Annotated in this window: 22 protein-coding genes; 20 read left to right on the forward strand and 2 right to left on the reverse strand. The window is 45.1% G+C overall.

The window, feature by feature from the left end:
• Nucleotides 1–671: 671 nt before the first annotated feature.
• From AC1VYS_RS08845 to AC1VYS_RS08885, 9 genes are all read left to right on the forward strand, one after another.
• Nucleotides 672–1,910, forward strand: coding sequence for a glycosyltransferase family 2 protein (locus AC1VYS_RS08845; RefSeq protein WP_482913934.1), 1,239 nt, complete (start codon nt 672–674; stop codon nt 1,908–1,910).
• 340 nt (nt 1,911–2,250) lie between these two features.
• Entirely contained in the window at nt 2,251–2,745 is a 495-nt protein-coding gene (gene infC / locus AC1VYS_RS08850) for a translation initiation factor IF-3 (protein ID WP_139168915.1), read from the forward strand.
• Between the two features lie 24 nt (nt 2,746–2,769).
• Nucleotides 2,770–2,973: a 50S ribosomal protein L35 gene (gene rpmI, locus AC1VYS_RS08855; RefSeq protein ID WP_017689665.1), complete on the forward strand. Its 204-nt coding sequence runs from the start codon at nt 2,770–2,772 to the stop codon at nt 2,971–2,973.
• Nucleotides 2,974–3,061: 88 nt separating this feature from the next.
• Nucleotides 3,062–3,421: a 50S ribosomal protein L20 gene (gene rplT / locus AC1VYS_RS08860; RefSeq protein WP_017689664.1), complete on the forward strand. Its 360-nt coding sequence runs from the start codon at nt 3,062–3,064 to the stop codon at nt 3,419–3,421.
• Between the two features lie 573 nt (nt 3,422–3,994).
• Entirely contained in the window at nt 3,995–5,035 is a 1,041-nt protein-coding gene (locus AC1VYS_RS08865) for a BMP family lipoprotein (RefSeq protein ID WP_482913935.1), read from the forward strand.
• A 193-nt stretch (nt 5,036–5,228) separates the two neighbouring features.
• On the forward strand, nt 5,229–6,767 hold the full coding sequence (locus AC1VYS_RS08870) for an ABC transporter ATP-binding protein (protein WP_482913936.1): 1,539 nt from the start codon (nt 5,229–5,231) through the stop codon (nt 6,765–6,767).
• Nucleotides 6,760–7,839, forward strand: a complete 1,080-nt coding sequence (locus AC1VYS_RS08875) for an ABC transporter permease (RefSeq protein ID WP_482913937.1) — start codon at nt 6,760–6,762, stop codon at nt 7,837–7,839. The genes AC1VYS_RS08870 and AC1VYS_RS08875 overlap by 8 nt, the downstream gene beginning before the upstream one ends.
• Entirely contained in the window at nt 7,840–8,802 is a 963-nt protein-coding gene (locus AC1VYS_RS08880; protein WP_482913938.1) for an ABC transporter permease, read from the forward strand. It begins immediately after the preceding gene.
• A 182-nt stretch (nt 8,803–8,984) separates the two neighbouring features.
• Nucleotides 8,985–9,365, forward strand: coding sequence for a hypothetical protein (locus AC1VYS_RS08885; RefSeq protein WP_482913939.1), 381 nt, complete (start codon nt 8,985–8,987; stop codon nt 9,363–9,365).
• A 6-nt stretch (nt 9,366–9,371) separates the two neighbouring features.
• On the opposite strand, the gene AC1VYS_RS08890 is transcribed toward AC1VYS_RS08885, so the two are convergent.
• On the reverse strand, nt 9,372–9,815 hold the full coding sequence (locus AC1VYS_RS08890) for a GNAT family N-acetyltransferase (protein ID WP_482914947.1): 444 nt from the start codon (nt 9,813–9,815) through the stop codon (nt 9,372–9,374).
• A gap of 600 nt (nt 9,816–10,415) precedes the next feature.
• On the opposite strand from AC1VYS_RS08890, the gene ilvB reads away from it, so the two are divergent.
• The 4 genes from ilvB to AC1VYS_RS08910 all read left to right on the forward strand — a co-directional run bounded on the left by ilvB (nt 10,416) and on the right by AC1VYS_RS08910 (nt 15,644).
• The gene (ilvB, locus tag AC1VYS_RS08895) at nt 10,416–12,167 is read left to right on the forward strand and encodes a biosynthetic-type acetolactate synthase large subunit (RefSeq protein WP_482913940.1); all 1,752 of its coding nucleotides are present in this window, start codon (nt 10,416–10,418) and stop codon (nt 12,165–12,167) included.
• The gene (gene ilvN / locus AC1VYS_RS08900; RefSeq protein WP_482913941.1) at nt 12,164–12,646 is read left to right on the forward strand and encodes an acetolactate synthase small subunit; all 483 of its coding nucleotides are present in this window, start codon (nt 12,164–12,166) and stop codon (nt 12,644–12,646) included. The genes ilvB and ilvN overlap by 4 nt, the downstream gene beginning before the upstream one ends.
• Nucleotides 12,647–12,970: 324 nt before the next feature.
• Nucleotides 12,971–13,963 carry a ketol-acid reductoisomerase gene (gene ilvC, locus AC1VYS_RS08905; protein ID WP_434752135.1) on the forward strand — a complete coding sequence of 331 codons (993 nt, stop codon included), beginning with the start codon at nt 12,971–12,973 and terminating at the stop codon, nt 13,961–13,963.
• Between the two features lie 139 nt (nt 13,964–14,102).
• Entirely contained in the window at nt 14,103–15,644 is a 1,542-nt protein-coding gene (locus tag AC1VYS_RS08910) for a 2-isopropylmalate synthase (protein WP_482913942.1), read from the forward strand.
• Between the two features lie 208 nt (nt 15,645–15,852).
• On the opposite strand, the gene AC1VYS_RS08915 is transcribed toward AC1VYS_RS08910, so the two are convergent.
• Nucleotides 15,853–16,833, reverse strand: a complete 981-nt coding sequence (locus AC1VYS_RS08915; protein ID WP_482913943.1) for an aldo/keto reductase — start codon at nt 16,831–16,833, stop codon at nt 15,853–15,855.
• A gap of 277 nt (nt 16,834–17,110) precedes the next feature.
• Between AC1VYS_RS08915 and leuB the strand changes: the two genes are divergently transcribed.
• The 7 genes from leuB (at nt 17,111) to AC1VYS_RS08950 (ending at nt 24,965) form a co-directional block, all read left to right on the forward strand.
• On the forward strand, nt 17,111–18,196 hold the full coding sequence (gene leuB, locus AC1VYS_RS08920; RefSeq protein ID WP_482913944.1) for a 3-isopropylmalate dehydrogenase: 1,086 nt from the start codon (nt 17,111–17,113) through the stop codon (nt 18,194–18,196).
• A 361-nt stretch (nt 18,197–18,557) separates the two neighbouring features.
• On the forward strand, nt 18,558–19,097 hold the full coding sequence (locus tag AC1VYS_RS08925; RefSeq protein WP_090922219.1) for a peroxiredoxin: 540 nt from the start codon (nt 18,558–18,560) through the stop codon (nt 19,095–19,097).
• Nucleotides 19,098–19,454: 357 nt separating this feature from the next.
• Nucleotides 19,455–19,871: a hypothetical protein gene (locus tag AC1VYS_RS08930; RefSeq protein ID WP_090922221.1), complete on the forward strand. Its 417-nt coding sequence runs from the start codon at nt 19,455–19,457 to the stop codon at nt 19,869–19,871.
• A 465-nt stretch (nt 19,872–20,336) separates the two neighbouring features.
• Complete coding sequence (locus tag AC1VYS_RS08935; protein WP_482913945.1) at nt 20,337–21,443, forward strand: ATP-binding protein; 1,107 nt, start codon at nt 20,337–20,339, stop codon at nt 21,441–21,443.
• Nucleotides 21,444–21,563: 120 nt separating this feature from the next.
• Nucleotides 21,564–22,529: an AAA family ATPase gene (locus AC1VYS_RS08940; protein WP_482913946.1), complete on the forward strand. Its 966-nt coding sequence runs from the start codon at nt 21,564–21,566 to the stop codon at nt 22,527–22,529.
• Between the two features lie 4 nt (nt 22,530–22,533).
• Entirely contained in the window at nt 22,534–23,649 is a 1,116-nt protein-coding gene (locus AC1VYS_RS08945; protein WP_482913947.1) for a DUF58 domain-containing protein, read from the forward strand.
• A complete protein-coding gene (locus AC1VYS_RS08950) occupies nt 23,646–24,965 on the forward strand; it encodes a hypothetical protein (protein ID WP_482913948.1) in 1,320 nt (439 codons plus the stop codon). Before AC1VYS_RS08945 ends, AC1VYS_RS08950 begins: the two co-directional genes overlap by 4 nt.
• Nucleotides 24,966–25,043: the final 78 nt, after the last annotated feature.

Genomic DNA, 25,043 nt, shown 5'->3' on the forward strand with positions numbered 1-25,043 from the left:
GTATTTCCGGGATGTTACCCGTGTCGGTATGCACCTGTTTAGTATATAACCGTTTTTGAAGTCCTTGAGGTTATTTCAGGCATATGTTTATCATATTTTTAAATGTTGTCCTTTTCAAGAAGAACACATGTAAAGAACGTAAAATTCATGTAAAAGAGTGGATGAAAAACCAGTGGATTTTTTTGACTTCATTCCATCAAAAAAGATACAATGATTCAACATGGCTGAAATGAGGTAAAAAAATGTGAGTTTTAGATTGAACTTTTTGGTGACCATTTACGTTATTTGTTGTAGAGGAGCGGTTGAGTTGCAGTAGGCCACAGAAAAAAGAAGGGACTTTAGAAATAAAAAACGAGAAAACGGCTGAAAATAAGATATAACAGGCATGAATGCGAGGTTGTGGCATCACGGAGTGGCTATTCAGCGTTTAAAGTTCACATTTCTGCTTCAAAAAGTAGAATTGGGGTTTTGACAAATTGCTGAAAAGAATACAGAATCGATAAAGCAGCCATCTGGCCGCAGCCATTGCTTTGAAACATTGCCTGAATGATTAACGTAGTACACAAAAGCACAGGGTCATATTCTGCAATTACAAAAAAAATATAATGCAGAATCAGGAAGAGAAAATGCTTAAGTAATTTGGTTTTAATAAAAGGGGGTAACAGAGAACGATGTTGGACGCTATATTTGTCACGCTGCAGGTCATTTTGGCACTGCTTGCCGTGTACCAATTCACGTTTTCGCTGTTCGGTCTGTATAAGAAAAAGAAAAAGAAGAATTATCCTGCAACAAAATCATTTGCCGTGCTTGTTGCGGCCCACAATGAGGAACAAGTTATCGGGGCATTGATGGAAAACCTGAAGGAACTGGATTACCCGAGAGATCTGTACGACGTATTTGTCATATGTGACAACTGTTCAGATAGCACGGCAGAAATCGTTCGTCAGCATGGCTGGAATGCATGTGTGCGTACGAATCCAGATTTGAGAGGTAAAGGGCATGCCATCGAGTGGATGCTTAAGTACCTGTGGGATTTGCCACGTCAGTATGATGCGGTAGTTATGCTTGATGCTGATAATCTGGTGGAAAAAAACTTCTTGCTTGAAATGAATAATGACCTGTGCAATGGAGCACGTGTTATTCAGGGATACATTGATACGAAGAATCCTGAGGATTCATGGATTACTGCAGCTTATGGTGTATCATACTGGTACATCAACCGTCTGTGGCAACTGTCCCGTCACAACCTGAATATGGCTAATTTCCTCGGGGGTACGGGGATGTGCTTCGAGACCAACTTGCTGAAAGAAATTGGCTGGGGAGCTACCAGTCTGGTAGAAGACTTGGAGTTTACAATGCGTAGTGTACAGCGCAATGTGTATCCTGTGTTTAACTATGATGCCAAAGTATTTGATGAGAAACCATTAACATTCAAAGCTTCTGCTAGACAGCGTCTGCGCTGGATGCAGGGTCACTTTACGGTAGCAAGAAGATATTTCTTCCCTTTGCTATGGCAGTCAATCAAGGAAAGAAGTCTGGTCAAGTTTGATCTGGCTGTGTACGGTGCCAACGTCTATGTGGTGCTATTAACATTCTTGTTGACGGCTATAATGTCAATTGATATTTACGTATTGGACGGTCCACACATCGCTAACATCTATGGGTACTTCCCATTGTGGGTTGGTTTCGTGGCCATCGGTATGAACGTGTTAACGTTCCTGTTGTCTATGGCACTGGAAAAGGTTAAGTTTGCTAAAGTGTATCTGTATCTGATTCTGTTCCCGATCTATCTGTTGTCTTGGTACCCAATTACGTTTTATGCGTTCTTCACACAGAACAACAAACAGTGGAGCCATACGCAGCATACTCGGGTTGTGCGTCTGGATGAAGTACAGAGCAAACAAGGCTAATTTTTGAATAGATTAATCCGAGAAATGATACATTGCTATGCGCGCTGTCACACTGTTCAGAAAAAAATGCACTGCATGTGTTGACAATGATGTATGTCAGATGGTATAGTATTCAAGTGCGTTAAACAAATAGCAAAATGGAATCACAAGCAGAAGTCCGACTTCTCACCTGACCAACATGCGTTGGCTGGTCAACGATCCCAATAATTTATGAAGTGTATACTCATGAAGAATTGTGTTGATTACAGGGATGTCGGTAGCTTGACCGGCATCCCTTTTATTTTTGTGTAACAGGATATTCAAAATGACCTGGAGGTGGACGGTTATTAGTAAAGATCACATGATTAATGACGAGATTCGGGCGAAGGAAGTACGCCTTGTCGGAGCTGAAGGAGAACAAATCGGGATCACTCCCATTCGTGAAGCACTTCAAATGGCAATTGACCTGAACTTGGACCTGGTTAATGTGGCCCCACAGGCTAAACCGCCGGTGTGCCGCATCATGGACTATGGCAAATTCCGCTATGAGCAACAAAAGAAAGAAAAAGAAGCCCGTAAGAACCAGAAAATTGTTGATATTAAAGAAGTATGGTTCCGTTCCAATATTGAGGAGCACGATTATCAAACGAAGCTTCGTAATGTAGTTAAGTTTTTGAAAGAAGGCGACAAAGTGAAATGCTCCGTTCGTTATCGCGGACGTGAGATTGCACACGCGTCTATTGGTCAACGGATTTTGGAGCGCGTTAAGGTGGAAGTTGCAGAACTTTGTACCGTTGAACGTCAACCGAAACTGGAAGGCCGCAGTATGATTATGATCTTGGCTCCTAAAGCCTGATAACATTGGAGGAGGAAACACAACATGCCTAAAATGAAAACACACAGCAGTTTGAAAGGACGCTTCAAAATTACCGGTTCCGGTAAAGTCCTTCGTTACAAAGCTCACAAAAACCACTTGCTTTCTCACAAATCCAAACGTGCGAAGCGCGTACTGAACGGCAACCCTGTAATGGCTGCTGGTGACGTGAGACGTTTGAAACAAGGTTTGGCTAACCTGAAAGGTTAATTCAAAATAGTAGATTCCGTACGGGGGATTGGCTTCGGCCATACACATACCACGGATACATTTATATTTATTTGGGAGGTTCTTTAATATGGCAAGAGTAAAAGGCGGTTTTGTAGTACGTCGTCGTCATAAAAAGGTTTTGAAACTGGCAAGAGGTTATTTCGGTTCCAAACACCGTATCTTTAAAACAGCTAATGAGCAAGTAATGAAATCCCTGGTATACGCATACCGTGACCGTCGCAACACGAAACGTAACTTCCGCAGACTGTGGATCGTTCGTATCAATGCTGCAGCACGTATGAATGGTTTGTCTTACAACAAACTGATCCACGGATTGAAACTTGCTGGAGTAGATATGAACCGCAAAATGTTGGCTGATCTGGCCGTTAATGACATCAATGCGTTCAACTCTTTGGCTACTGTAGCTAAAGGTAAAATCAACGCTTAAATTTGTATGAAGTAAGCCGCCGTAGTATGGCGGCTTTTTTTACGGACTACAGAATAAAAACGGCCTAGGAAGAACAACCTAAACTTATCGTAGAAATGGAAGCAAATCCAGATCGCGAGCGCCGTTGGTGGATAAAGCAACATGACATTACATAAAATACGAACGGTGTAAAAATGCAAACGAATTAGACATTCTTTGCTCTGAATTGGAATATGATGTGATATTTTTGTTATGTAACATCACATCGCTATAACGTTAGTGTGTTAAAACGTTAAATTATTAAGCGCTTTCAGTAAAAAAAGTACAAAAATAAGTGAACTTTGGTGATTATACATCTGGATTTTAACACTGGTTGATTGTATAATCACCTCTAGTAGGCCAGTCCTAAATTTTTCTTTTCGGGTCATAATGTTCGGTTTTTCGACAGATGAGCAGATGTTGCATGCAGAAGAATGCGCTTTTAAAGAGCCATTAACGAAACATTCCGCTTCTAACCTGCTCTTCATAGCTGTTGATCCGTGCAATTGCAGACAAGATTTGAAAGGGACATATTATTAAGGGGGAAAAAGAGAAATGAAAAAAATGCTCAGCTTGTCTCTGGTGATGTTGCTGGCAGTATCGGTTATGCTCGCAGGATGCGGAAGCAAACCGAAAGAAGAGTCAAATGCCGGAGGAAACAACGGTGGTGCTGCGACTGAAGCTAAGTCCGATGTTCAAATCGGTATGGTTACTGACGTAGGCGGCGTTAATGACAAATCTTTTAACCAATCCGCTTGGGAAGCACTGCAAGCAACCGAAACTGAAACAGGTGCAAAAGTAAAATACCTGCAAAGTAAATCCGATGAAGAATATATCCCTAACTTGAATGAATTTGTTAAGAACGGATATGATCTGACTTGGGGTATCGGTTATCAATTGGAAAAAGCGATCAAAACAGTCGCTGACCAAAATCCGGATTCCAAACTTGCGATTATTGATAGCGTAGTTGACGCAGCGAACGTTAAATCCGTAACATTTGCTGAAGAAGAAGGCTCTTTCCTCGTAGGCGTTGTTGCTGGATTGACAACAAAAACGAACAAAGTTGGTTTTGTAGGTGGCGCTGAAAGTACGTTGATTAAAAAGTTTGAAGTAGGTTTCAGAGAAGGGGTTAAAGCAGTTAACCCTGACGCTCAATTTATTCCAAACTACACAGGTGCTTTTGACAAACCAGACTTGGGTAAAGCGGCTGCAGCTACACTGTACAACGAAGGCGTAGACATCATCTTCCACGCTTCTGGTGCAACAGGTAACGGTGTGTTCAATGAAGCAATTGCTCGCAAGAAGCAAGGTCAAGATGTATGGGTAATCGGTGTGGACAAAGACCAATCTCTTGAATTTGGTGATGAAGTAACACTGACTTCGATGATCAAAAAAGTCGATGAAGCAGTTAAACGCGTAAATAAAGAAGTCATCGATGGAACTTTCAAAGGTGGAGCAGAAACATTGACCTTGAAAGATAATGGTGTAGGCATTGCAGATACTTCCAGCAAAAATGTGAAACCTGACGTTTTGGCTAAAGTTGACGAATACAAAGAAAAAATTATCAGCGGCGAAATCACTGTACCTAAAGAGTAATAAGGTAACTGATAGACATCTGCTGTAATATAATTATCGAGGCCGGTCTTGACCGGCCTTGTGATTGTAAAAGCGGGAACATTTGATCAAGTCGTCATAACATTTGTACAAAGTAACATAGGTATCAGCGCTCCGGATAGGAGCTTTTCTTACGTTTGCGGAACCACACTATATCAGTTATAAGGGTGATTACATGGGTGCAGCAACCCCCGTCGTTGAGTTAAAACAAATAACGAAGCGTTTCCCAGGCATTGTTGCCAACGACGCCATCAGCCTTCAGCTTCAGAAAGGCGAGATTCATGCTCTACTGGGCGAAAACGGCGCTGGTAAGTCAACATTGATGAACATTGTTTTTGGTCTCTATCAGCCGGATGAAGGTTCCATTGAAGTGAATGGCAAACCTGTCATCATCGATAGTCCCAATCGGGCAATCGATCTTGGCATCGGTATGGTGCATCAGCATTTTAAGCTTGTGCAGCCGTTCACGGTAACAGAGAACATTATTTTGGGATCCGAGCCTACGAAGGGTCTCAATATTAACTATAAAAAGGCCGCTGCAGAAGTACAGCGCTTGTCCGAACAATATGGACTGAAGGTGAATCCTCACGCCAAAATTCATGATATTTCTGTCGGTATGCAGCAGCGTGTTGAGATTGTGAAAACATTATATCGCGGTGCAGACATTTTGATCTTTGATGAGCCTACAGCGGTGCTGACACCTCAAGAGATCAAAGAATTGATGGTTATCATGAAAAAGCTTGTCGCTGAAGGCAAGTCAATCATCCTGATTACACATAAGTTGAAAGAAATCATGGAAATTTCGGATACGGTAACCATTATTCGTCGTGGTAAAGTTATTGATTCGGTCAAAACTTCGGAAACAAACCCGAATGAACTGGCGGAGAAGATGGTTGGCCGCAACGTTACGTTTAAAGTGGACAAGAAGCCAGCTACACCTGGAGCCAACGTACTTGAGGTTAGCAAGCTGATGTCCAAAAACAAAGAAGGCATCGCGGTTCTCAACAATCTGAACCTGAATGTTCGTGCTGGTGAAATTGTTGGTATTGCAGGGGTTGATGGAAACGGTCAAAGTGAATTGATCGAAGCTCTTACGGGTTTGCGTAAAGTGGATAGCGGATCCATCCGTTTGGAAGGTAAGGAGCTTTCCAACCGCTCCCCACGTCATATCTCTGAATCAGGTGTTGCTCACATTCCGGAGGATCGACATAAGCACGGGCTTGTCCTTGATTTCTCTGTGAGCGAAAATATCGTTTTGGAGTCGTATTATAAGGAACCCTATACACGCAGAGGTTTCTTGAACTTTGATGCGATTAAAAAGCAGGCCAAGCGGCTTGTTGAAGCATTTGACGTGCGCACACCGAGCATTGAGACAAAAGCACGTTCGTTGTCCGGAGGAAATCAGCAGAAGGCAATTATCGCCCGTGAGGTGGATAAAAACCCTGAAGTGCTGATTGCTGCTCAGCCAACTCGTGGTTTGGACGTAGGTGCAATCGAGTTTGTGCAGAAACAGTTGATCGCTCAGCGTGACCAAGGCAAGGCCGTTCTGCTCATTTCATTTGAACTCGATGAGATTATGAACGTTTCCGATCGCATAGCGGTTATCTATGAAGGACAGATCGTTGGCGAGGTGCTGCCGGAAGAAACCAATGACAGGGAGCTCGGCTTGATGATGGCGGGCAGCACCCAAAAGAGAGGTACTGCGCATGAATAAAGTATTAAAATGGTTTACCCGAGATTCATTTATTCTGCCTGTTGTGGCGATTCTTATGGGACTTATTCTTGGCGGGATTGTAATGATGATTGGTGGATATAACCCGTTTGAAGCTTACGGTGCTTTGTTCAAGAAAGTGTTTGGCGACATGTACAACTTTGGTGAAGCTGTAAGGGAAATGACTCCGCTTATCATGACGGGGCTTGCATTTGCCTTTGCGGCTCGTGCCGGATTGTTTAATATCGGTGGCGAAGGACAATTTCTTGTAGGTATGACAGCAGCTACATTCGTTGGTGTCAAGTTCACAGGTCTTCCGATTTACATTCACGCGCCACTTGCTTTGATTGCGGGCGCGGTGTTTGGCGGGCTTTGGGCAGCGATTGCAGGTTATCTAAAAGCTGCACGTGGGGTTAACGAGGTAATCAGCAGTATTATGTTGAACTGGATCGGTTTGTATCTGGCAAACCTGATTGTTCGGCAATTTCTATTGCTCTCAGGTGAGAACCGCTCGGCAGATATCAGTGATTCTGCTTCAATAAGTCTGCAATGGCTTTCTGAATTAATGGGTGACTCTCGAGTTCACATGGGAACGTTGATTGCTCTTGTTATGGCTGCACTCTTTTATATTTACATGTGGAAAACCAAACAAGGTTTCGAAATCCGTGCGGTGGGTTACAACCCCAATGCTGCAGAATATGCAGGAATGAGTGTTAATCGAAACATTGTAAAAGCCATGTTTATCAGTGGTATGCTTGCGGGTCTGGGTGGAGCCTTCCAAGTCTTGGGTGTGTTCCATTATCAAACGTTGATGACCGGCTCACCTGGTACTGGTTTTGACGGGATTGCGGTTGCCTTGATCGGGCTCAACCATCCATTTGGAGTGCTGCTTGGTGCGTTGCTTTTCGGTACACTCACTTATGGTTCTGCAGGTATGAGCTTTGCTGCGGATGTACCACCTGAGATTATTCGAATTGTCATCGGTTCGATTATCTTCTTTATTGCCGCACAAGGCATCGTGCGCTGGGTACTTAAACCGTTCTATTCCAAGCGCAAGAAAGAGAAGGTGTTGTAGATGGACTTGTTGACAATCGGGCAAATTATCAATACGACGCTTGTCTTTGCTACGGCATTGATTTTTGCTTCCCTCGGCGGGATTTTCTCGGAGAAATCCGGAGTAACAAACCTTGGTCTTGAAGGTTTTATGGTGTTTGGTGCCTTTGCAGCCGGTATTGGTGCTCACTATGCTCAAGAAGCGGGTATGGACGGAACGACATCGGCTTGGATGGGAGTGCTTCTTGCCATCGTGCTTGGTGTGCTTGTCTCACTTATTCATGCGGTAGCATCAATTACGTTCAAAGCGGATCAGGTTATCAGTGGTATCGTCATTAACTTTTTGGCGGCAGGTAGTACACTGTACTTGGTGAAATTGCTGTTCGAAGGTTCAGGTGACTCGCCTTTGGTACAAGGCTTCAGCAAATTTAATGTGCCGTTCCTTGAGAACATTCCGTTGCTTGGCGAAGCCTTTTTCAAAAATGTCTATCCAACAACGTATCTGGCGATTTTGTTTGTATTCCTGACGTATTACATTATGTTCAAAACACCATTTGGTCTTCGTCTGCGTTCAGTAGGTGAGCATCCAAGTGCAGCCGATACTGTTGGCGTGAAAGTTCGTCGTTATCGTTATATAGGTGTTATGATTAGTGGAGCGCTTGCAGCTATTGGTGGAGCAGCGATCACTTTAACTACGACTGGAACTTTTTCGCACAATACAGTTTCGGGACAAGGTTATATTGCAATAGCAGCAATGATCTTTGGCAAGTGGAATCCGATTGGAGCCTTTGGAGCAGCAGCATTTTTCGGATTCTCTCAAGCGATTCGTAACTATGTACAGATGTTTGAATGGACACAAAGTATTCCCCAGGAAATTATCTACATGTTGCCTTACTTGCTGACGCTTATTGTGCTTGTAGCAGCTGTAGGACGTTCTTCGGCGCCATCTGCACTTGGAGAACCGTATGATCCAGGTAAAAGGTAATAACATAAACGAGATAACATTTGGTATCCAAACGTTATTTAACAAAAGATCCGCTATTAAGCGGGTCTTTTGTTTGTTTGCTCCATTTGTAATACCCAACTTTCTCGGTAGGGACAAAGAAACAGGCGAATCCAGTCTTGGACGAATACACTGTTTTGAATGATCCGAGGAGGAGGGATAGTATGAGAAAACATGTTACGCGTACTGAAGCGATGAAACTTATAGGCAAAAACATTGTTGCGGTCAAAAAAGACGGTACTCGGGTTACGGGGAAACTGTTAAAAGTATCAGGGAACAAACTTGTGCTCAGGCGTTCAGGTGGAAAAAAAGTACGTACCAAAGCTATTTTGCCTTTGGTATTATTTGATCTACTCGCCATTGCGACGTTACCTTACGCTTATGGCCAAGGTCCTGGATTTGGTCCCGGGTATGGCCCAGGCCCAGGTCCGAAACCTGATTGTTGCCCGGGATATGGATCCGGTTATGGCCCAGGTTCGGGGTATGGCCCTGGTCCAGGATATGGCCCTTACGGTCCTGGACCGAGACCACCAGGATTTTTCTAGTAAAAACTAGAGCCTTTTTTCCATTTCGTAACAGCGGCTTATCATGATATATCTCAGCATCTGATATCCATTTTTTTGATAAAAGTGAGTTCCATTTGTATTGCCTTCATCTACCATGACTTTGGATTTTCTGCAGCCGCGTGATACTGCAAAGCTCTCTGCTTTGTGCAGTAACGTCTGTCCGTAACGTTTACGCTGTTCTTTCGGACTTACGGCCATCATATCTACGTATAACAGTTCGCCATGCATGAGAAAATGAATGAATGCAACAGCAGGTTTATTCGGCTCCGGTGAGATTACAAAGGTCATGCCCCTGTTCATTCGCAGGGGTATTTCTTTGCGGATTTTATGGATTTCCTTCTCGCTCATATGTGATAACGGAACAAGCTGTGTGTCGATTAGCCTTAGAATTGCGCCGTCATCCAGTTTGGATGAACGCTGACGAATGATCATGCGGAGCCTCCTTTCAAGGCTAGTCGTGCGGCCTGTATATCTTATGCCTGGAGCGAGATAAAAGGTGACTGCATGAAGGTCAGACATTGGGGCAAACATAGAGTGGAGAGCGTATGTCGATCTGGTCAACACATTTTTATCAAAAACAGGTATTGACTTATCGGTTGGAGGAATCATATAATGTTCCTAACATTTAACGAGAATATTTCATCGGCTATGAAGAGGACGAAGTTTTAAGGGCTCTTTTGCTCAGAGAGTGGCTGGATTTGCTGAAACCACCACCATTACCCCTTATATACGAGCTCACCTCGGAGCTGTTTTCCTGAAAAGCACTGGATCGTCAAATCTATGCGTATTAGGGAGAATCGTAAGTCTGCGTTACAGACAACAGGTATGGGAAACGACTATGTTCGTTTGAACATCGTTTTGTTATACCTGGTAAGGTCCGTTATTGCGAAATTTCGGACAAAGTTGGGTGGTACCACGGAAGCGATAACCTTTCGTCCCTCGCAAGCATGAACTTGTTTGCAGGGATGGAAGGTTTTTTTTGTCACTTTTAATGTCAGAATGGTGTAAATTTCGAGAGGAGGATGACTGATGGGAGCTCAAATTCCAGAAGTACGATCAACAGATGAATTACGTGAAAGATGGATGAAGCCGGAGGTCATTAGCGGTTCCGAGATTTTGCTAAGAAGTTTGCTGCTTGAAGGTGTGGATTGTGTTTTCGGTTATCCGGGCGGTGCGGTATTGTACATTTACGATGCGATGTATGGCTTTAAAGATTTCAAACACGTTCTGACTCGTCACGAGCAAGGTGCCATTCACGCAGCTGACGGTTATGCACGAGCTAGTGGCAAAGTAGGCGTATGTATTGCGACCTCGGGTCCAGGTGCAACGAACCTCGTTACAGGAATTGCAACCGCCTATATGGATTCCGTACCATTGGTTGTCATTACGGGTAATGTCAATTCCAGCTTAATCGGCTCGGATGCTTTCCAGGAAGCGGATATCACTGGGATTACAATGCCAATCACCAAACACAGTTATCTGGTGAAAGATGTAAAAGACCTGGCGGGCATCATTCATGAGGCATTCCATATCGCGAATACCGGACGCAAAGGACCTGTACTGATCGATATTCCAAAAGATGTATCGGCAAACAAAACGTTGTTTGAACCGAGCACTGAACCTGTTATATTGAGAGGGTACAATCCACGCACGGTACCGAATAAACTGCAGGTGGATCGCTTGGCACAGGCCATTCAGGAAGCAGAGCGACCAATGATTATTGCAGGTGGCGGTGTAGTTTACTCTGGCGGACACGAAGCGCTTTTCGAGTTTGTAGAGAAGACGGGTATTCCGATCACAACAACACTTCTGGGACTAGGCGCTTTCCCAAGCGGACATGAGCTTTGGACTGGAATGCCAGGAATGCACGGAACCTACACATCGAACATGGCCATTCAGCAATCGGACTTGCTCATCAACATCGGTGCACGATTTGATGACCGGGTAACGGGTAAGCTGGACGGATTCGCACCACACGCGAAAATTGTCCATATCGACATTGATCCTGCAGAGATCGGCAAAAACATTGCGACGGATATTCCGATTGTAGGCGATGTGAAAACAGTGCTGGAGATTGCAAACAAGGAAGTTGGACGTGCTGAACGTGCAGATGCCTGGAGAGATCAGGTCAAACAGTGGAAACAGGAAAAGCCGTATACCTACACGGATTCGGATGAAGTGTTAAAACCACAATGGGTTGTTGAATTGTTGAATGATACCACAAAGGGTGAAGCAATCGTTACAACGGACGTTGGACAACATCAGATGTGGGCAGCTCAATACTACAAATTTAATCAACCGCGCTCCTGGGTCACATCAGGCGGACTTGGAACAATGGGCTTTGGATTCCCATCTGCGATTGGTGCACAAATGGCTAATCCGGATCGTCTGGTTATCTCCATTAACGGAGATGGCGGGATGCAAATGTGTTCTCAGGAACTGGCAATCTGTGCGATCAATAACATTCCAGTTAAAATTGTAATTATTAACAATGAAGTACTGGGTATGGTTCGTCAGTGGCAGGAACTGATTTATGAAAATCGCTACAGTCACATCGATTTGGCAGGAAGCCCTGATTTTGTGAAATTGGCTGAAGCTTACGGAGTGAAGGGACTGCGGGCAACGAACAAGGAAGAAGCCGAGCGTGCATGGCAGGAAGCATTGGATACACCGGGGCCAGTCGTTGTAGAATTTGTTGTACGCAAGGATGAAAATGTATATCCAATGGTTCCGCAAGGAGCAACAATCGATCAAATGCTGATGGGAGATGCTGAAGAATGATAAGACATACGATTTCGATATTGGTTAATGACCAGCCAGGCGTCCTTCAGCGTGTATCCGGATTGTTTGGTCGACGCGGGTATAACATCGAAAGTATCACAGTGGGTCAATCCGAAGAGCCTGGACTTTCCCGGATGGTCATTGTTACGATTGGTGACGACAAAACACTTGAACAGATTGAGAAACAGCTGTATAAAATTATTGACGTCATCAAAGTCGTTGACTTTAGCTTGAAACCGATGGTTGCTCGTGAACTCGCGCTGATCAAGGTGAAGGCAGATCCTTCCGAACGGCCCGAAATTTTGGGAGTGGTTGAAACATTCCGCGCATCGGTTGTTGATGTAGGCCCGGCAAGTCTGATGGTACAGGCCGTTGGTGATACGGATAAAATTGATGCGATGATCGAATTGCTCAAGCCATATGGCATTCGTGAATTGTCCCGTACAGGCGTAACAGCATTGGTACGAGGCAACGTCTAGAGGTATAATGAAACAAGATGGACTGATCCATACATGAACACAATGATTTACTTGTGAAAATGCACAGTTAGCGTAAAATAAATGCTATCTGTTCCAATTGTGTCAGTCCAGTAACTGCTGTAAAGTAACATTTTAGTGATGTAACGCTTGAAAAGAGAGCCACACCCCCGCATTAACGAGCGGGTGTCTGAACGGATTGGTTGATATGCAGCAACCGGATCATCATTGATCAGGCAGTTTTCTACCAAGATGGAAATTACCGGTCCATTGAGACACCCGCTCATTAATGAAGGGTTCTTTACAATACAAAGGAGGACTTATAACATGCCAGTAACTACTTATTATGAACAGGATGCAGAGCTTAGCGTATTGAAAGGAAAAACGATCGCGGTGATCGGATATGGTAGCCAAGGTCATGCTCAGGCACAAAACCTGCGTGACAGCGGATTGAACGTAGTCATCGGACTTCGTGAAGGTAAATCTTTTGACGCTGCTAAAAATGATGGATTTGAAGTGTTGTCTCCGGCTGAAGCAACTAGCCGTGCAGATGTGGTTCAAATCTTGCTTCCGGATGAAACACAAGCTTCTGTATACAAAAACGAAATCGAACCAAACCTGAAACAAGGCGCGGCATTGCTCTTCTCTCACGGTTTCAACGTTCATTTCGGCCAAATCGTTGCTCCAAAAAACAGCGATGTATTGCTGGTAGCTCCTAAGTCCCCTGGTCACATGGTACGTCGTACCTACGTGGAAGGATTCGGTGTTCCTGGTCTGATCGCAATCGAGCAGGATGCAACAGGTAAAGCAAAAGAAATCGGTTTGGCTTACGCTAAAGGTATCGGTTGTACTCGTGCAGGTGTTATCGAAACATCCTTCCGTGAAGAAACAGAAACAGACTTGTTCGGTGAGCAAGCGGTTCTGTGTGGCGGTGTAAGTGCCCTCGTTAAAGCTGGATTCGAAACGCTGACAGAAGCTGGATATGCTCCAGAAATGGCATACTTCGAGTGTCTGCACGAATTGAAACTGATCGTTGACATGATGTACGAAGGTGGACTTGCAAGCATGCGTGATTCCATCAGTAACACAGCTGAGTACGGTGACTATGTAACTGGACCTCGCGTGGTAACTGAAGATACGAAGAAAGCAATGAAAGAAGTACTGACAGATATCCAACAAGGTAAATTCGCACGTGACTTTATCCTGGAAAACCAATCCGGTCGTGCATTCTTGACAGCAACACGTCGTAACGAAGCTGAACATCCAATCGAAGTGGTTGGCGGACAATTGCGTGAAATGATGCACTGGATCAAAAAGTAAGCAACAATTCGTTCACTCTTTGAACAAGCATCTTAAGGGACTCAAGCAACTTACAGCGTGAACTGGAAATAGCGGCCGTGCTTATGCGTGAGCCGCTATTCTGGTTTACAGAAATGAATAATAAGCAGGGGGTGCGAAGGTGCGTAAAATCTATGTATTTGACACAACGCTGCGGGATGGAGAACAATCTCCAGGAGTCAATCTGAACACTCGCGAAAAGGTGGAGATTGCCCATCAACTGGAGCGTCTTGGCATTGACCGGATGGAAGCAGGTTTCCCAGCAGCATCTCCGGGTGACTTGGCCGCAGTCAACGCCGTAGCGAAAGCGGTTAAAAATATTACAGTGATCGGTTTGTCCCGCTCCAGAGAGCAGGATATCGATGCGGTCAAGGAAGCGCTTAAAGGTGCAGAAGATCCGTGCATTCACGTGTTTCTTGCTACCTCACCGATCCACCGCCAGCACAAACTGCGCATGGACAAAGGGCAGGTGCTTGACACAGCGCGTTCTGCGATCCGTTATGCGAAAAAGACATTTTCGAAAATTGAATTTTCCCTGGAGGACGCTGGGCGTACCGAGTATGATTTCCTCGTGGAAATGGTGAATATGGCAGTGGAAGAAGGCGCTTCTGTCGTAAATATTCCAGATACCGTCGGTTACCTGAGTCCTTACGAATACGGTAATATTTTCAAACATCTGAAAGAAAATGTTCATAATATCGATAAAGTTCAGCTGAGTGCACACTGTCACAACGATCTGGGTATGGCAACTGCCAATACACTTGCCGCCATTTTGAACGGCGCCGATCAGATTGAAGGTACGATTAACGGAATCGGAGAACGTGCAGGCAACACGGCGATTGAAGAAATCGCAATGGCGCTGGAAACACGTCAGGAGTTTTTCCAGGCGAAAACTACGCTCCAATTGTCCGAAATTGCACGTACCAGCCGTTTGGTTAGTCGTTTGACCGGTATGGTTGTTCCTGGAAACAAGGCAATCGTTGGTGCAAATGCTTTTGCTCATGAGTCCGGTATTCACCAGGATGGCATGTTGAAGGAAAAAACAACCTACGAGATCATGACACCAGAGACGATCGGCCTCAAAGAGAGCAAGCTGGTTCTTGGCAAGCACTCTGGTCGTCACGCGTTCCGTGAACGCTTGATTGACCTTGGGTATGAGCTGGACGATGAAGCGCTGAACCGTGCTTTTGCACAATTCAAAGACCTGGCAGACAAGAAAAAAGAAGTTACGGATGAAGACCTGCTTGCCGTGATTGAAGAAAAATTACAGGATGCACCTGAGGTGTACAAACTGGAATCCATCTTTGTTACGTACGGTGATGAATCCGTGCCTACGGCGAAGGTTCGTATTGCCACGTTGAATGGTGAAACAGTGGAGAAACAGGCTGAAGGTAATGGTTCGGTGGATGCGATCTATAACGCTATTGATCAGGTGAGCGGAGAAGAAGTAACGCTATCGGACTATTCCATCAAATCCGTAACACACGGTAAAGACGCACTAGGTGAGGTACATGTTGTCCTTACTCAGAATCAAGTTTCGGTTCAAGGGCGCGGTGTGAGCACAGATATTCTCGGTGCTAGCGCTCGTGCGTATGTTGACGGCTTGAACCAACTCATTGAGAAACGTAAAACGTACACCAACCGTGTGAACGTCAATTTGTAGAGAAGTACTGCACGGTGTGCTTGAAGTACAAATTTACAAACCTGCTAACTAGGTCGGAATAGTAAAGCCATAGTCGGTATAGTAAAGCTAAAGCCGAACACGTGAAAAAGTCTGACCCTTCTGGAGTCAACTGTACCTTTAGTGTAGACGTGATGAAGTCTATCTATGAGTACAGTCCAACAAGGGTCAGACTTTTTTTATTGTAAATTTACCAAGCGTATGCGTTAGGGGCGTGTCCACCAGGACCAGGGAAGATTTCATCCAGACGCTTGAGCGTGGATTCGTCGAGTGTCAGATCGAGACATTTCAATGCAGTTTCGAATTGCTCCAGTGTGCGCGGACCAATGATTGGTGCAGTTACAGCTGGATTGGCGGCTACCCAGGCAAGTGCAACCGTATCCTGCGGCTCACCGAGATCACGGCAAAGTGCGGCGAAATCTTCAAGCTGCGTCTGATGTTTCTCAATTCGTTCTGAGATACCTCCACTGCGAGTCCCTTCAAGTTTCTGTAAGGCATTACGTCCGAGCAAACCGCCATCCAGCGGGCTCCATGGAATAACGCCAAGCCCGAGCGCTTGAGCGGCCGGTAATACCTCCAGTTCAGGCAGACGGCAATTCAGGCTGTATTTATGTTGCTCGGATACAAGGCCGAGGAAGTGGCGGTTTTTCGCTTCGCTCTGAGCAAGGGCAATTTGCCAGGCGGCAAAATTACTTGAACCGACATATCCGATTTTGCCTTGGTATACTGCATGTTCAAATGCACCCCACAACTCGTCCCACGTGATAACAGGGTCAACATGGTGCATCTGGTATAATTCAATATGATCGGTTTGCAGACGCTGAAGAGAACCTTCAAGGTGACGTCTGATTTTATATGCGGAGAGACCGGCATCGTTGTTAGGACCGTCTGTTTCATCATGCATCGAACCGTAGACTTTCGTGGCAAGTACAACCTTTTCACGTCGGCCGCCGCCTTGCTTGAACCAGCGTCCAATAATTTCTTCGGTCAGACCGGAATTTTCACCCCAGCCATAAATGTTAGCGGTATCAAAAAAGTTCACGCCGGCATCCAGTGCTGCGTCCATAATACGGAAAGCTTCTTTTTCGTCAGTGGCCGGTCCAAAGTTCATTGTACCGAGACAGATTCGGCTGACTTTAAGGCCTGATTTACCCAAATACGAATATTGCATGGTGAACATCCCTCCAGCATAACTAATTTGATTTCAGTTATATTTTACCTTACCCTGATCTACCGAACAACTTGGGTACCTGCGATCGTTCTCCCTGCTTGAATACTATGACTTTTCTTCTTATAGGTAAAAACTATTAAAGTCATAGATTGTATATCTTGGTCAAATGACCGTAGAATATGATACAAAGAAGAGAGTTATTTATGAGACGATGTTTACACAGAAACGCCAACATGAGCGGATCAGTGATGAATGAAGATGAGGGAGTGGACAACCTATGGCAGACGTGAAAAAAATTGCAGTAATCGCAGGTGACGGAATTGGTCCTGAAGTTGTGGCCGAGGCGGAAAAAGTTCTGAAACGTACGGAGGAAGTATTCGGTTATCGTTTTGAAACCGAGCACGCACTGTTTGGTGGTATTGCCATTGACGAGAAGGGCACACCGCTTCCGGAAGAAACATTGACTGTATGTAAAAATGCAGATGCAGTGTTGCTTGGAGCAGTAGGTGGACCGAAATGGGATAATAACAGTAAAGAGTTGCGTCCTGAAACAGGACTGCTGGGTATTCGTAAAGCACTTGGATTGTTCTCCAACCTGCGTCCGGCCGTAGTGTTTGACTGTTTGAAAGACGCATCCACGCTGAAACCGGAAGTACTGGAAGGTACAGACCTGATGGTTGTTCGTGAACTGACGGGCGGAATTTATTTCGGAGAAAAATTCAGACGTGAGAGTGCACATGGCGAAGAGGCAGTGGATACTTGTGCTTACAATGTCTCGGAAGTAGAGCGTATTGTGCGTCAAGCGTTTGAGATTGCTCAGGGACGCCGTAAAAAACTGGCTTCCGTTGATAAAGCTAACGTGCTCGAAACTTCCCGTCTGTGGCGTGAAGTGGTTAACCGGGTAGCTCCTGATTATCCGGATGTTGAGTTGGAGCACGTGCTTGTAGACAATTGCGCGATGCAGTTGCTGCGTCGTCCAGCAAGCTTTGATGTCATTGTAACAGAGAACATGTTTGGTGACATTCTGAGTGATGAAGCAGCAATGCTGACAGGTTCCATCGGTATGCTCGCTTCGGCATCGTTGGGTGAAGGAAGCTTCGGCTTGTACGAACCAGTACACGGTTCTGCACCGGACATTGCCGGTCAAGGCTTGGCTAACCCGATTGCAACCATCCTGTCGCTCGCGTTGATGTTCCGTACAACGTTTGGCTATGCAGAAGGTGCGGATGCGATTGAAGAGGCGGTAGCAAACGTGCTGAATGCAGGCCATCGCACAAGTGACATTGCTGTTGATAAGAGCAAAGCGATCAGCACAACCGAAATGGGCGACCTGATTGTTGCAGCTATTCAGAAAAAAGCTTAAGTTTTAACCGGTTTGCCTGTTCACACATGAACATATCACAGGATCAATCCCGTGATTCGTATAAGAAACAGCCCTTTGATGCCCAGAGTAGACCCGTCTATTGGTTTCTATAATGGAAAATACAGAGGGCTGTTCTTTATCATTTTCGATGCAAATTCGGCACGGAAATTTCTTATTTATAATTATTATAAAAAAATAACGTTTATAATCTTGACTTTGAGAAGTGCGGATGATAACATTTTATTTGTACTTGAGAACAAGTATCAAATCGATTAATGACAGGACAAGCGCCCTGCGTGCATCCTGATGATGAGCAATCCATATGGATGCTTACATAATCCCAAAGGAGGAATTTTTAGTTATGGCAGAACGTTTGGTAGGTAGACCAGCACCAGATTTCGCAATGGAAACAGTATCAGGAGACGGACAAGATTTTGGTTCCGTTAAACTGTCCGATTACCGTGGCAAATGGCTCGTATTCTTCTTTTATCCTTTGGACTTCACATTTGTGTGCCCAACTGAAATTACAGCTTTGAGTGATGCTTCCGAGCAATTCAAAGCTTTGGATACAGAAATTCTTGGCGTGAGCGTAGACTCCGTACACAGCCACAAAGCATGGATCAACACACCTAAAGACAGCAATGGTCTTGGTCAATTGAGCTTCCCGCTCGCTTCCGACATCACGAAGCAAGTGGCTAAAGATTACGGCGTTCTGATCGAAGAAGAAGGCGTAGCATTGCGCGGTCTGTTCATCATCGATCCAGAAGGCGAACTGAAATATCAAGTCGTTAACCACAACGATGTAGGCCGTAGTGTTGAAGAAACACTTCGCGTACTGCAAGCACTTCAATCCGGTGGATTGTGTGCAATGAACTGGAAACCAGGCGACAGCAACCTGTAAGCCAGGTACACTTGAGCAGTTAATGTTCAAGCCCTCATCCCTTTCGGGATTGAGGGCTTTTTGCAACCTTTTTCCACAGGACAACGTTAACTAAATTAAGGTGTTTGAACAAGCTGTCAGGCGTGTTAATAATGTAATAGAAGAATATCTTCTTTTTTTAATATGAAAGAGGAATTGAGGGCTTGTAAGGCGAATAGGGTATGGAAACCCGGTAAATATTCCGGTAATCCGCATTTATAATTTGTATATGAATGTGATACACTGTTTGAATGATTCCCTTTCGGAAGTTTTTGAAGTGTACGGGAGCATTTTTACTAAAACCAAAATCCCGGCACCTAATAAGGAGGGTGAACAAAAATGAGTTACTGTTGTGGGGCAAGTATGGTGGGAACAAAGGGCACGCTGAAGCATTACCGCACCCAGGTTCATAATGTTCCCCTGCTGTTTTGTCCGGTGTGTCACCGGGTTGAGGTTCATTACAAAGTCGAGAACGAATACGAGATTCTTGCTGAGTATGCGCATGGCGATGGAGCTTCTGAAATTGATTTTCAAGACTACGTGACTGAAGACGAGGATGCCATCTTCGAAAACTGCGTAAACCGTGAAAGTGAAGATGCGATGGTAATCGTTCAGCGTCAGATTGATATGTCACTGGATCTGCTGCGGCTCGCCAAGGAAATGAAAGATGAGAAATGGGAGAGCGAATTGAAACGTCGCCTCGCCGTCATGAGTCAACGGAAGCTTAAAATTCAGCATAACAAGACTGGGCTATAGATTGCAGTAAGATGTTATATGGATGGACGAATAGTTCTAAAAGGCGATAGTAAACGAGGCTGATTTCCCGTAAGGGCGATGCAGCCTCGTTTTTTGTATTATTTAGATAAACCTTTGTTATTTTTGCAAAAAAATTCCCATTCGACACTTTCTCCGATTGACTCTATTCCCTAAACTTGTCTATGATAAAAGCAGACTTGCAAAAGAGGCGGAGTGTTATAAAAGGTTTTCGTTTGGGAATTGGAGAAGGCTGGAAAGGAGCAAAACGTACATGATTTCTCCGGAACTACTGTTATTAACCGGATTAGACCAGCTTGCGTCCGGACATGCCATCCATATTTTCGGCTCAGCCCCCTAATGAAAGGGACCCGGTAATCAACAACAAAATCGGCCCTTCCTGTTTCTGTGATGATATGATGTCCGAACGGCAAAGTTTATCATTTACGTGAAAAGGAGGAACCTGAAGTGATCAGTGAATTTCAGGATACAGTGCCTCAACCAACGGATGTGCTTCCTCAAGTGCATCTGGATTACAATAAGTATGAAAACGTGCTGGAACATATGGATAGCGGCATCATGCTGTTTGACAACCAAGGAATCTTGACGTTTATTAACGTTCAGATGGCCAAACTGCTGGAACTGCCCAGAGACCTGTTAAATGGTTGTACATTGATGCAGATGCTGCGTCTGCCACAGATGAGTCGCTTCAAGAAAAAGAAGATTTTACGGATTTATCGGGAAACAATCTTTCATCGTAAGCGCTATCATGAATTGACGGATGAGTACGGGAGGCACTGGCTGGTTACCGTTACTTACGGTGATCAGATGGATGGCGATTTTCTGTTTAGTGTCAAGGATGTATCGGACTACAAACAGATTGAACAGACCGCATATCAAAACGATAAACTGGCGATGCTTGGGCGCATTTCTGCATCGATTGCTCATGAGATCCGTAATCCGTTAACAGCCATTCGCGGATTTATCCAACTTCTTCGGCCCCATCTGCTGCAGTTAGGTAAAGACGAGTATGCACGAATTATATTAACGGAGATCGACAGAGCAAACGATATCATTTATGAATTTCTGAATTCCTCCAAACCTTCGGCTCCGCAGAAGACGGTCATGACCGTAGAATCATTGCTGAAAGAAGTTGTTCTGCTGACCGAGAGTGAAGGGCTGATGAAAGGCTGCGAGATTTTGCTGGAGGTAGAAGACACCCCGCTTAATGTATCCATCGATGTGAAGCAGATCAAACAGGTTATTCTGAATATGGTCAAAAATGCAATGGACGCGATTGAAGAAGTTGGGGAAGAGTATACGGGCATGATTCGGATCACGACAGCTACGGAAAATAACTTTGTGCAAATCACGATAGCTGATAATGGACAGGGCATGGATCACAATACGCTGGTACGTCTGTTTGACCCGTTCTTCACAACGAAAGAGAGTGGAACCGGTCTGGGACTTTCCGTGAGCTACCGTATCATTAAAAATCATGGAGGCACCATCTCTGTAGATAGTCAAAAAGGTGAAGGCACCAGCTTTATGATCAAACTTCCATTGGTGTATTGACACGAGCGATATCAGAAGGGATCGGTATCTCACCGATTCCTTTGTTTTTTGTTTATGCAATTAGGGTTATAGTTAGAAATGAATGCGAATACATAAGCATCGCGGAAGGAAGGGATTGCTATGAATATTCAGGATATGGATCACATGAATGCTCAATTAATCGAACACGTTGGCAAAGTAATCGTAGGTAAAGAGCACACGATGGAACTGATTCTGACAGCGATCATTGCGTCAGGTCATGTGCTTCTGGAGGATGTTCCAGGCACGGGCAAAACGATGCTTGCCAAATCGATAGCGTCTTCACTTGACTGCACGTTTCAACGGATACAGTTTACGCCTGACTTGCTACCGTCCGATTTGACAGGTATTCATTTCTATAATCAAAAGTCTGGAGATTTTGAATTCAGGCCCGGCCCGTTGTTTGCAAACCTTGTGCTGGCAGACGAGATTAATCGGGCAACACCGCGTACACAGTCCAGCTTGCTGGAATGTATGGAAGAACGTCAGATCAGTATCGATGGATCAACGAGACAGCTCGAACGTCCGTTTATCGTCATCGCTACTCAGAACCCGATTGATAATCAAGGGACATTTCCGTTACCTGAAGCACAGATGGATCGATTTATGATGAAGATTCGTATGGGTTATCCAACCGGGGAAGAGAGTGTAGAGATCCTTAGAAGAACCGTAGCCAGTCGCTCGGTGGATGACTTGTCTTCTATTATTTCTCGCGAGCAGCTCTTGAGAGCACAGGAATCGTATAAAACGGTTATCGTAAACGAGGATCTCATGCGTTATATTGTGCAGCTTACTGAAGCGACCAGGCAACATCCGGAATTGTCACTTGGTGTCAGTCCAAGGGGGGCACAGGCGCTTCTAAAAGCCAGCCAGGCTTGGGCCGCACTGCACGGCAGAGACTATGTCGTACCGGATGACGTTAAAATGCTGGCAGAGCCCGTGCTGGCTCATCGTTTAGTGTTTCGCAATCGGATCAGACAACAGGAAGGACTCGCGGAACAAATCATTCAACAGATTCTGAGCCAAACCGAGGTGCCAACAGAGACGTTTACTACAGGAAGTCGTTAAGTTTATGGAACTTCTATGGATCGTTGTCGTTGGAAGTTTGGTCATAGTGCTGCATGGCATATGGTTTGGGCGTCCGGTGTTAAGAAATCTCAGGTACAGCAGACAGTTCAGTAGAACACGCTGTTATGCTGGTGATGAACTGGAGATGATTGAGACAATATCCAATGAAAAACGAATATCGGTTCCTTGGCTTAGGCTTGAGGCAATGATGCCGGCTTCATTTATTTTTCGCTCAGGTTCGGGCATGGATATCAGTCAAGGCAATATTTATCAGAACCATAAAAGTGTGTTTACATTAAAACCTTATAATCGGATAACTCGCACACATCCGTTTGTCTGCTCCAAGCGTGGAGTGTATACGATGGATACAGCCACGATGACGGGTGGAGACCTGTTTGGTGTATGGCGCTCTACGAAGCCCATTCCTGTACAGATGTCAATGATTGTGTATCCTTCACTTGTAAACATCGATGATATGCCGGCCATCTATCAGGTATGGCAAGGAGAGGTGGAGGTTGCCAGATGGATTGTGGAAGACCCGTTTCTAATCTTGGGAGTGCGACCTTATGGTGCTGGTGACCCGATGAATCGTATTCATTGGAAAGCGAGTGCACGAACAGGAGAACTGCAGGTGTACAAACAAGGCTGGACGGCAGATCCCCAGTCATGGATCGTCGTGAATGTTCAGGATTCAGCAGAGATGTGGAGTGTCGTGACCCGGCCCGAATTGATTGAGAAAGCACTTTGCTACGCAGCCACAGCAGCTGTAGATGCGATTGGCAGAGGCTTGCCAGCTGGATTTGCTCATAATGGCTATCGTGCAGGCGCAGGCCGTGATGTACTTCGGATTGAACCCGATTACGGTACGCCTCATCTGGAACTGTTGTTAGAAGCTATGGCTGAAACAGAGTTGAAGTGTTTGGTGCCGATGGAGCAGTTTTTGCAAGATGAGGTAAGATTAAATGAAGAAGAGCAGCAAATCCGAAGTTATTTGTTGATTACGTCATATGTCTCGGCAGCTATGCAACATGAGATTGAACGTTTGCATGAACAGGGACATCGGGTAACGATCCTGCCTGTAGAGCAGTTGAAGCGGGATGCAGGGGCGGTGAGCGCATGAGTGAAAAAGATGGAATGAAACGAACACACATCATATCCATTTTGGCAGTTCTTTCAATAGGGATTTACCTGTTTCCAATCTTGACCATTACATCGCTTTATACCCCCGCCTATTTCCCATATCTGTTATTCGGTTTGTTTGTCTTGACAGGTTGGTTTGGTCAATGGATTCGGTATCGATTTACAACATTTGTGGAGAAAAGCACACTTGTTAGAGGTCTAACAGCCATTGTAGCAGGCATGTTGTTCACCATGGTCACGAGCATGGCTGTGTCACTTTCATTGCCGGAGGTCATTACGCTTGGAGCAGGGTTAATTATTGCGGCTTACACGAGCTTGGATTTCGATTCTGGTTATCATTCCATCCGTCTGTGGCGTCTGCAGGTCATGGGTACAATCAGTGCCGTTGTGCTTACAATCGCAGCAACTCAGATCGAATTCATGTTGCCGATGCAGATGTATACGCTCCATATGTATGCTGCTGGAGTCATCAGCTTTGGATGTTGGATTGTGGGGCAATACAGGGCCCAACTGGATCGCGCGATACTTAACGATGGCAGGCGCAGAATAGTACTGCGAGAATTCACACGGGCAAACCATCTGCGGATTACATGGATGTTGATCGTGATCGCTGGTATCGGTGCTTTTCCCAGTCTTGCTGCATGGCTTGGACCGTTAAAGGATCGCTTGCTTGCATGGATCAGAGGTTTATTGGGATCTTCTCCTTCACAGGAACCGCCGCTCACACCTGAGATGCCGAATGAGCCGATGAGTCTGCCGGATGAATTGAGAGACCCGCCTTCGGAACCTTCTGTAATCTGGGAAATACTTGGCTGGATTGTTTTTGGAATAGCAGCGGCTGTAATCCTTTGGCTCCTAGTCAAGCTGGGCAGAAAGCTTATGGATAAACTGGCGGAGCGTTTCAATGGAATGTTACAACCTGTGCAGAAAAGGCAAGAACCGAAAACAGAGTATGTCGATATAAGTGAGACGCTGGAAGTTCCCACTAAAGTCCGTAAGCGATGGTTCCGTAAAAAGGAACCTGTTCCAGTTCACGCTGTAGACCGTATCCGATATTACTATCGAACTTGGGTGGGCAATGCAATGGAGCGTGGAGCCCAAGTGGAAAAGTCTCATACGCCGCTTGAGGCAGCAGAAAGCATTAAGAAGAGTCATTTGAAGCATAAAGAGGGTACGGAGGAAGAGATGGCACGTAAGCTTCCCGGGATGTACAATGCTGTGCGCTACGGGGAGAAAGCTGAACATAACCCTGATATGGTTGAGATGGACCGAATCTGGAAATCTTACAGTAAATAAGCACGGAATCCCTTTACTTTTCTTGTCACGTTCAAGTATCATGAGAGGAATACACAAGTTGGTCAGAAAAGGAGCAGA

It is taken from the genome of Paenibacillus sp. G34 (genome assembly GCF_056856875.1).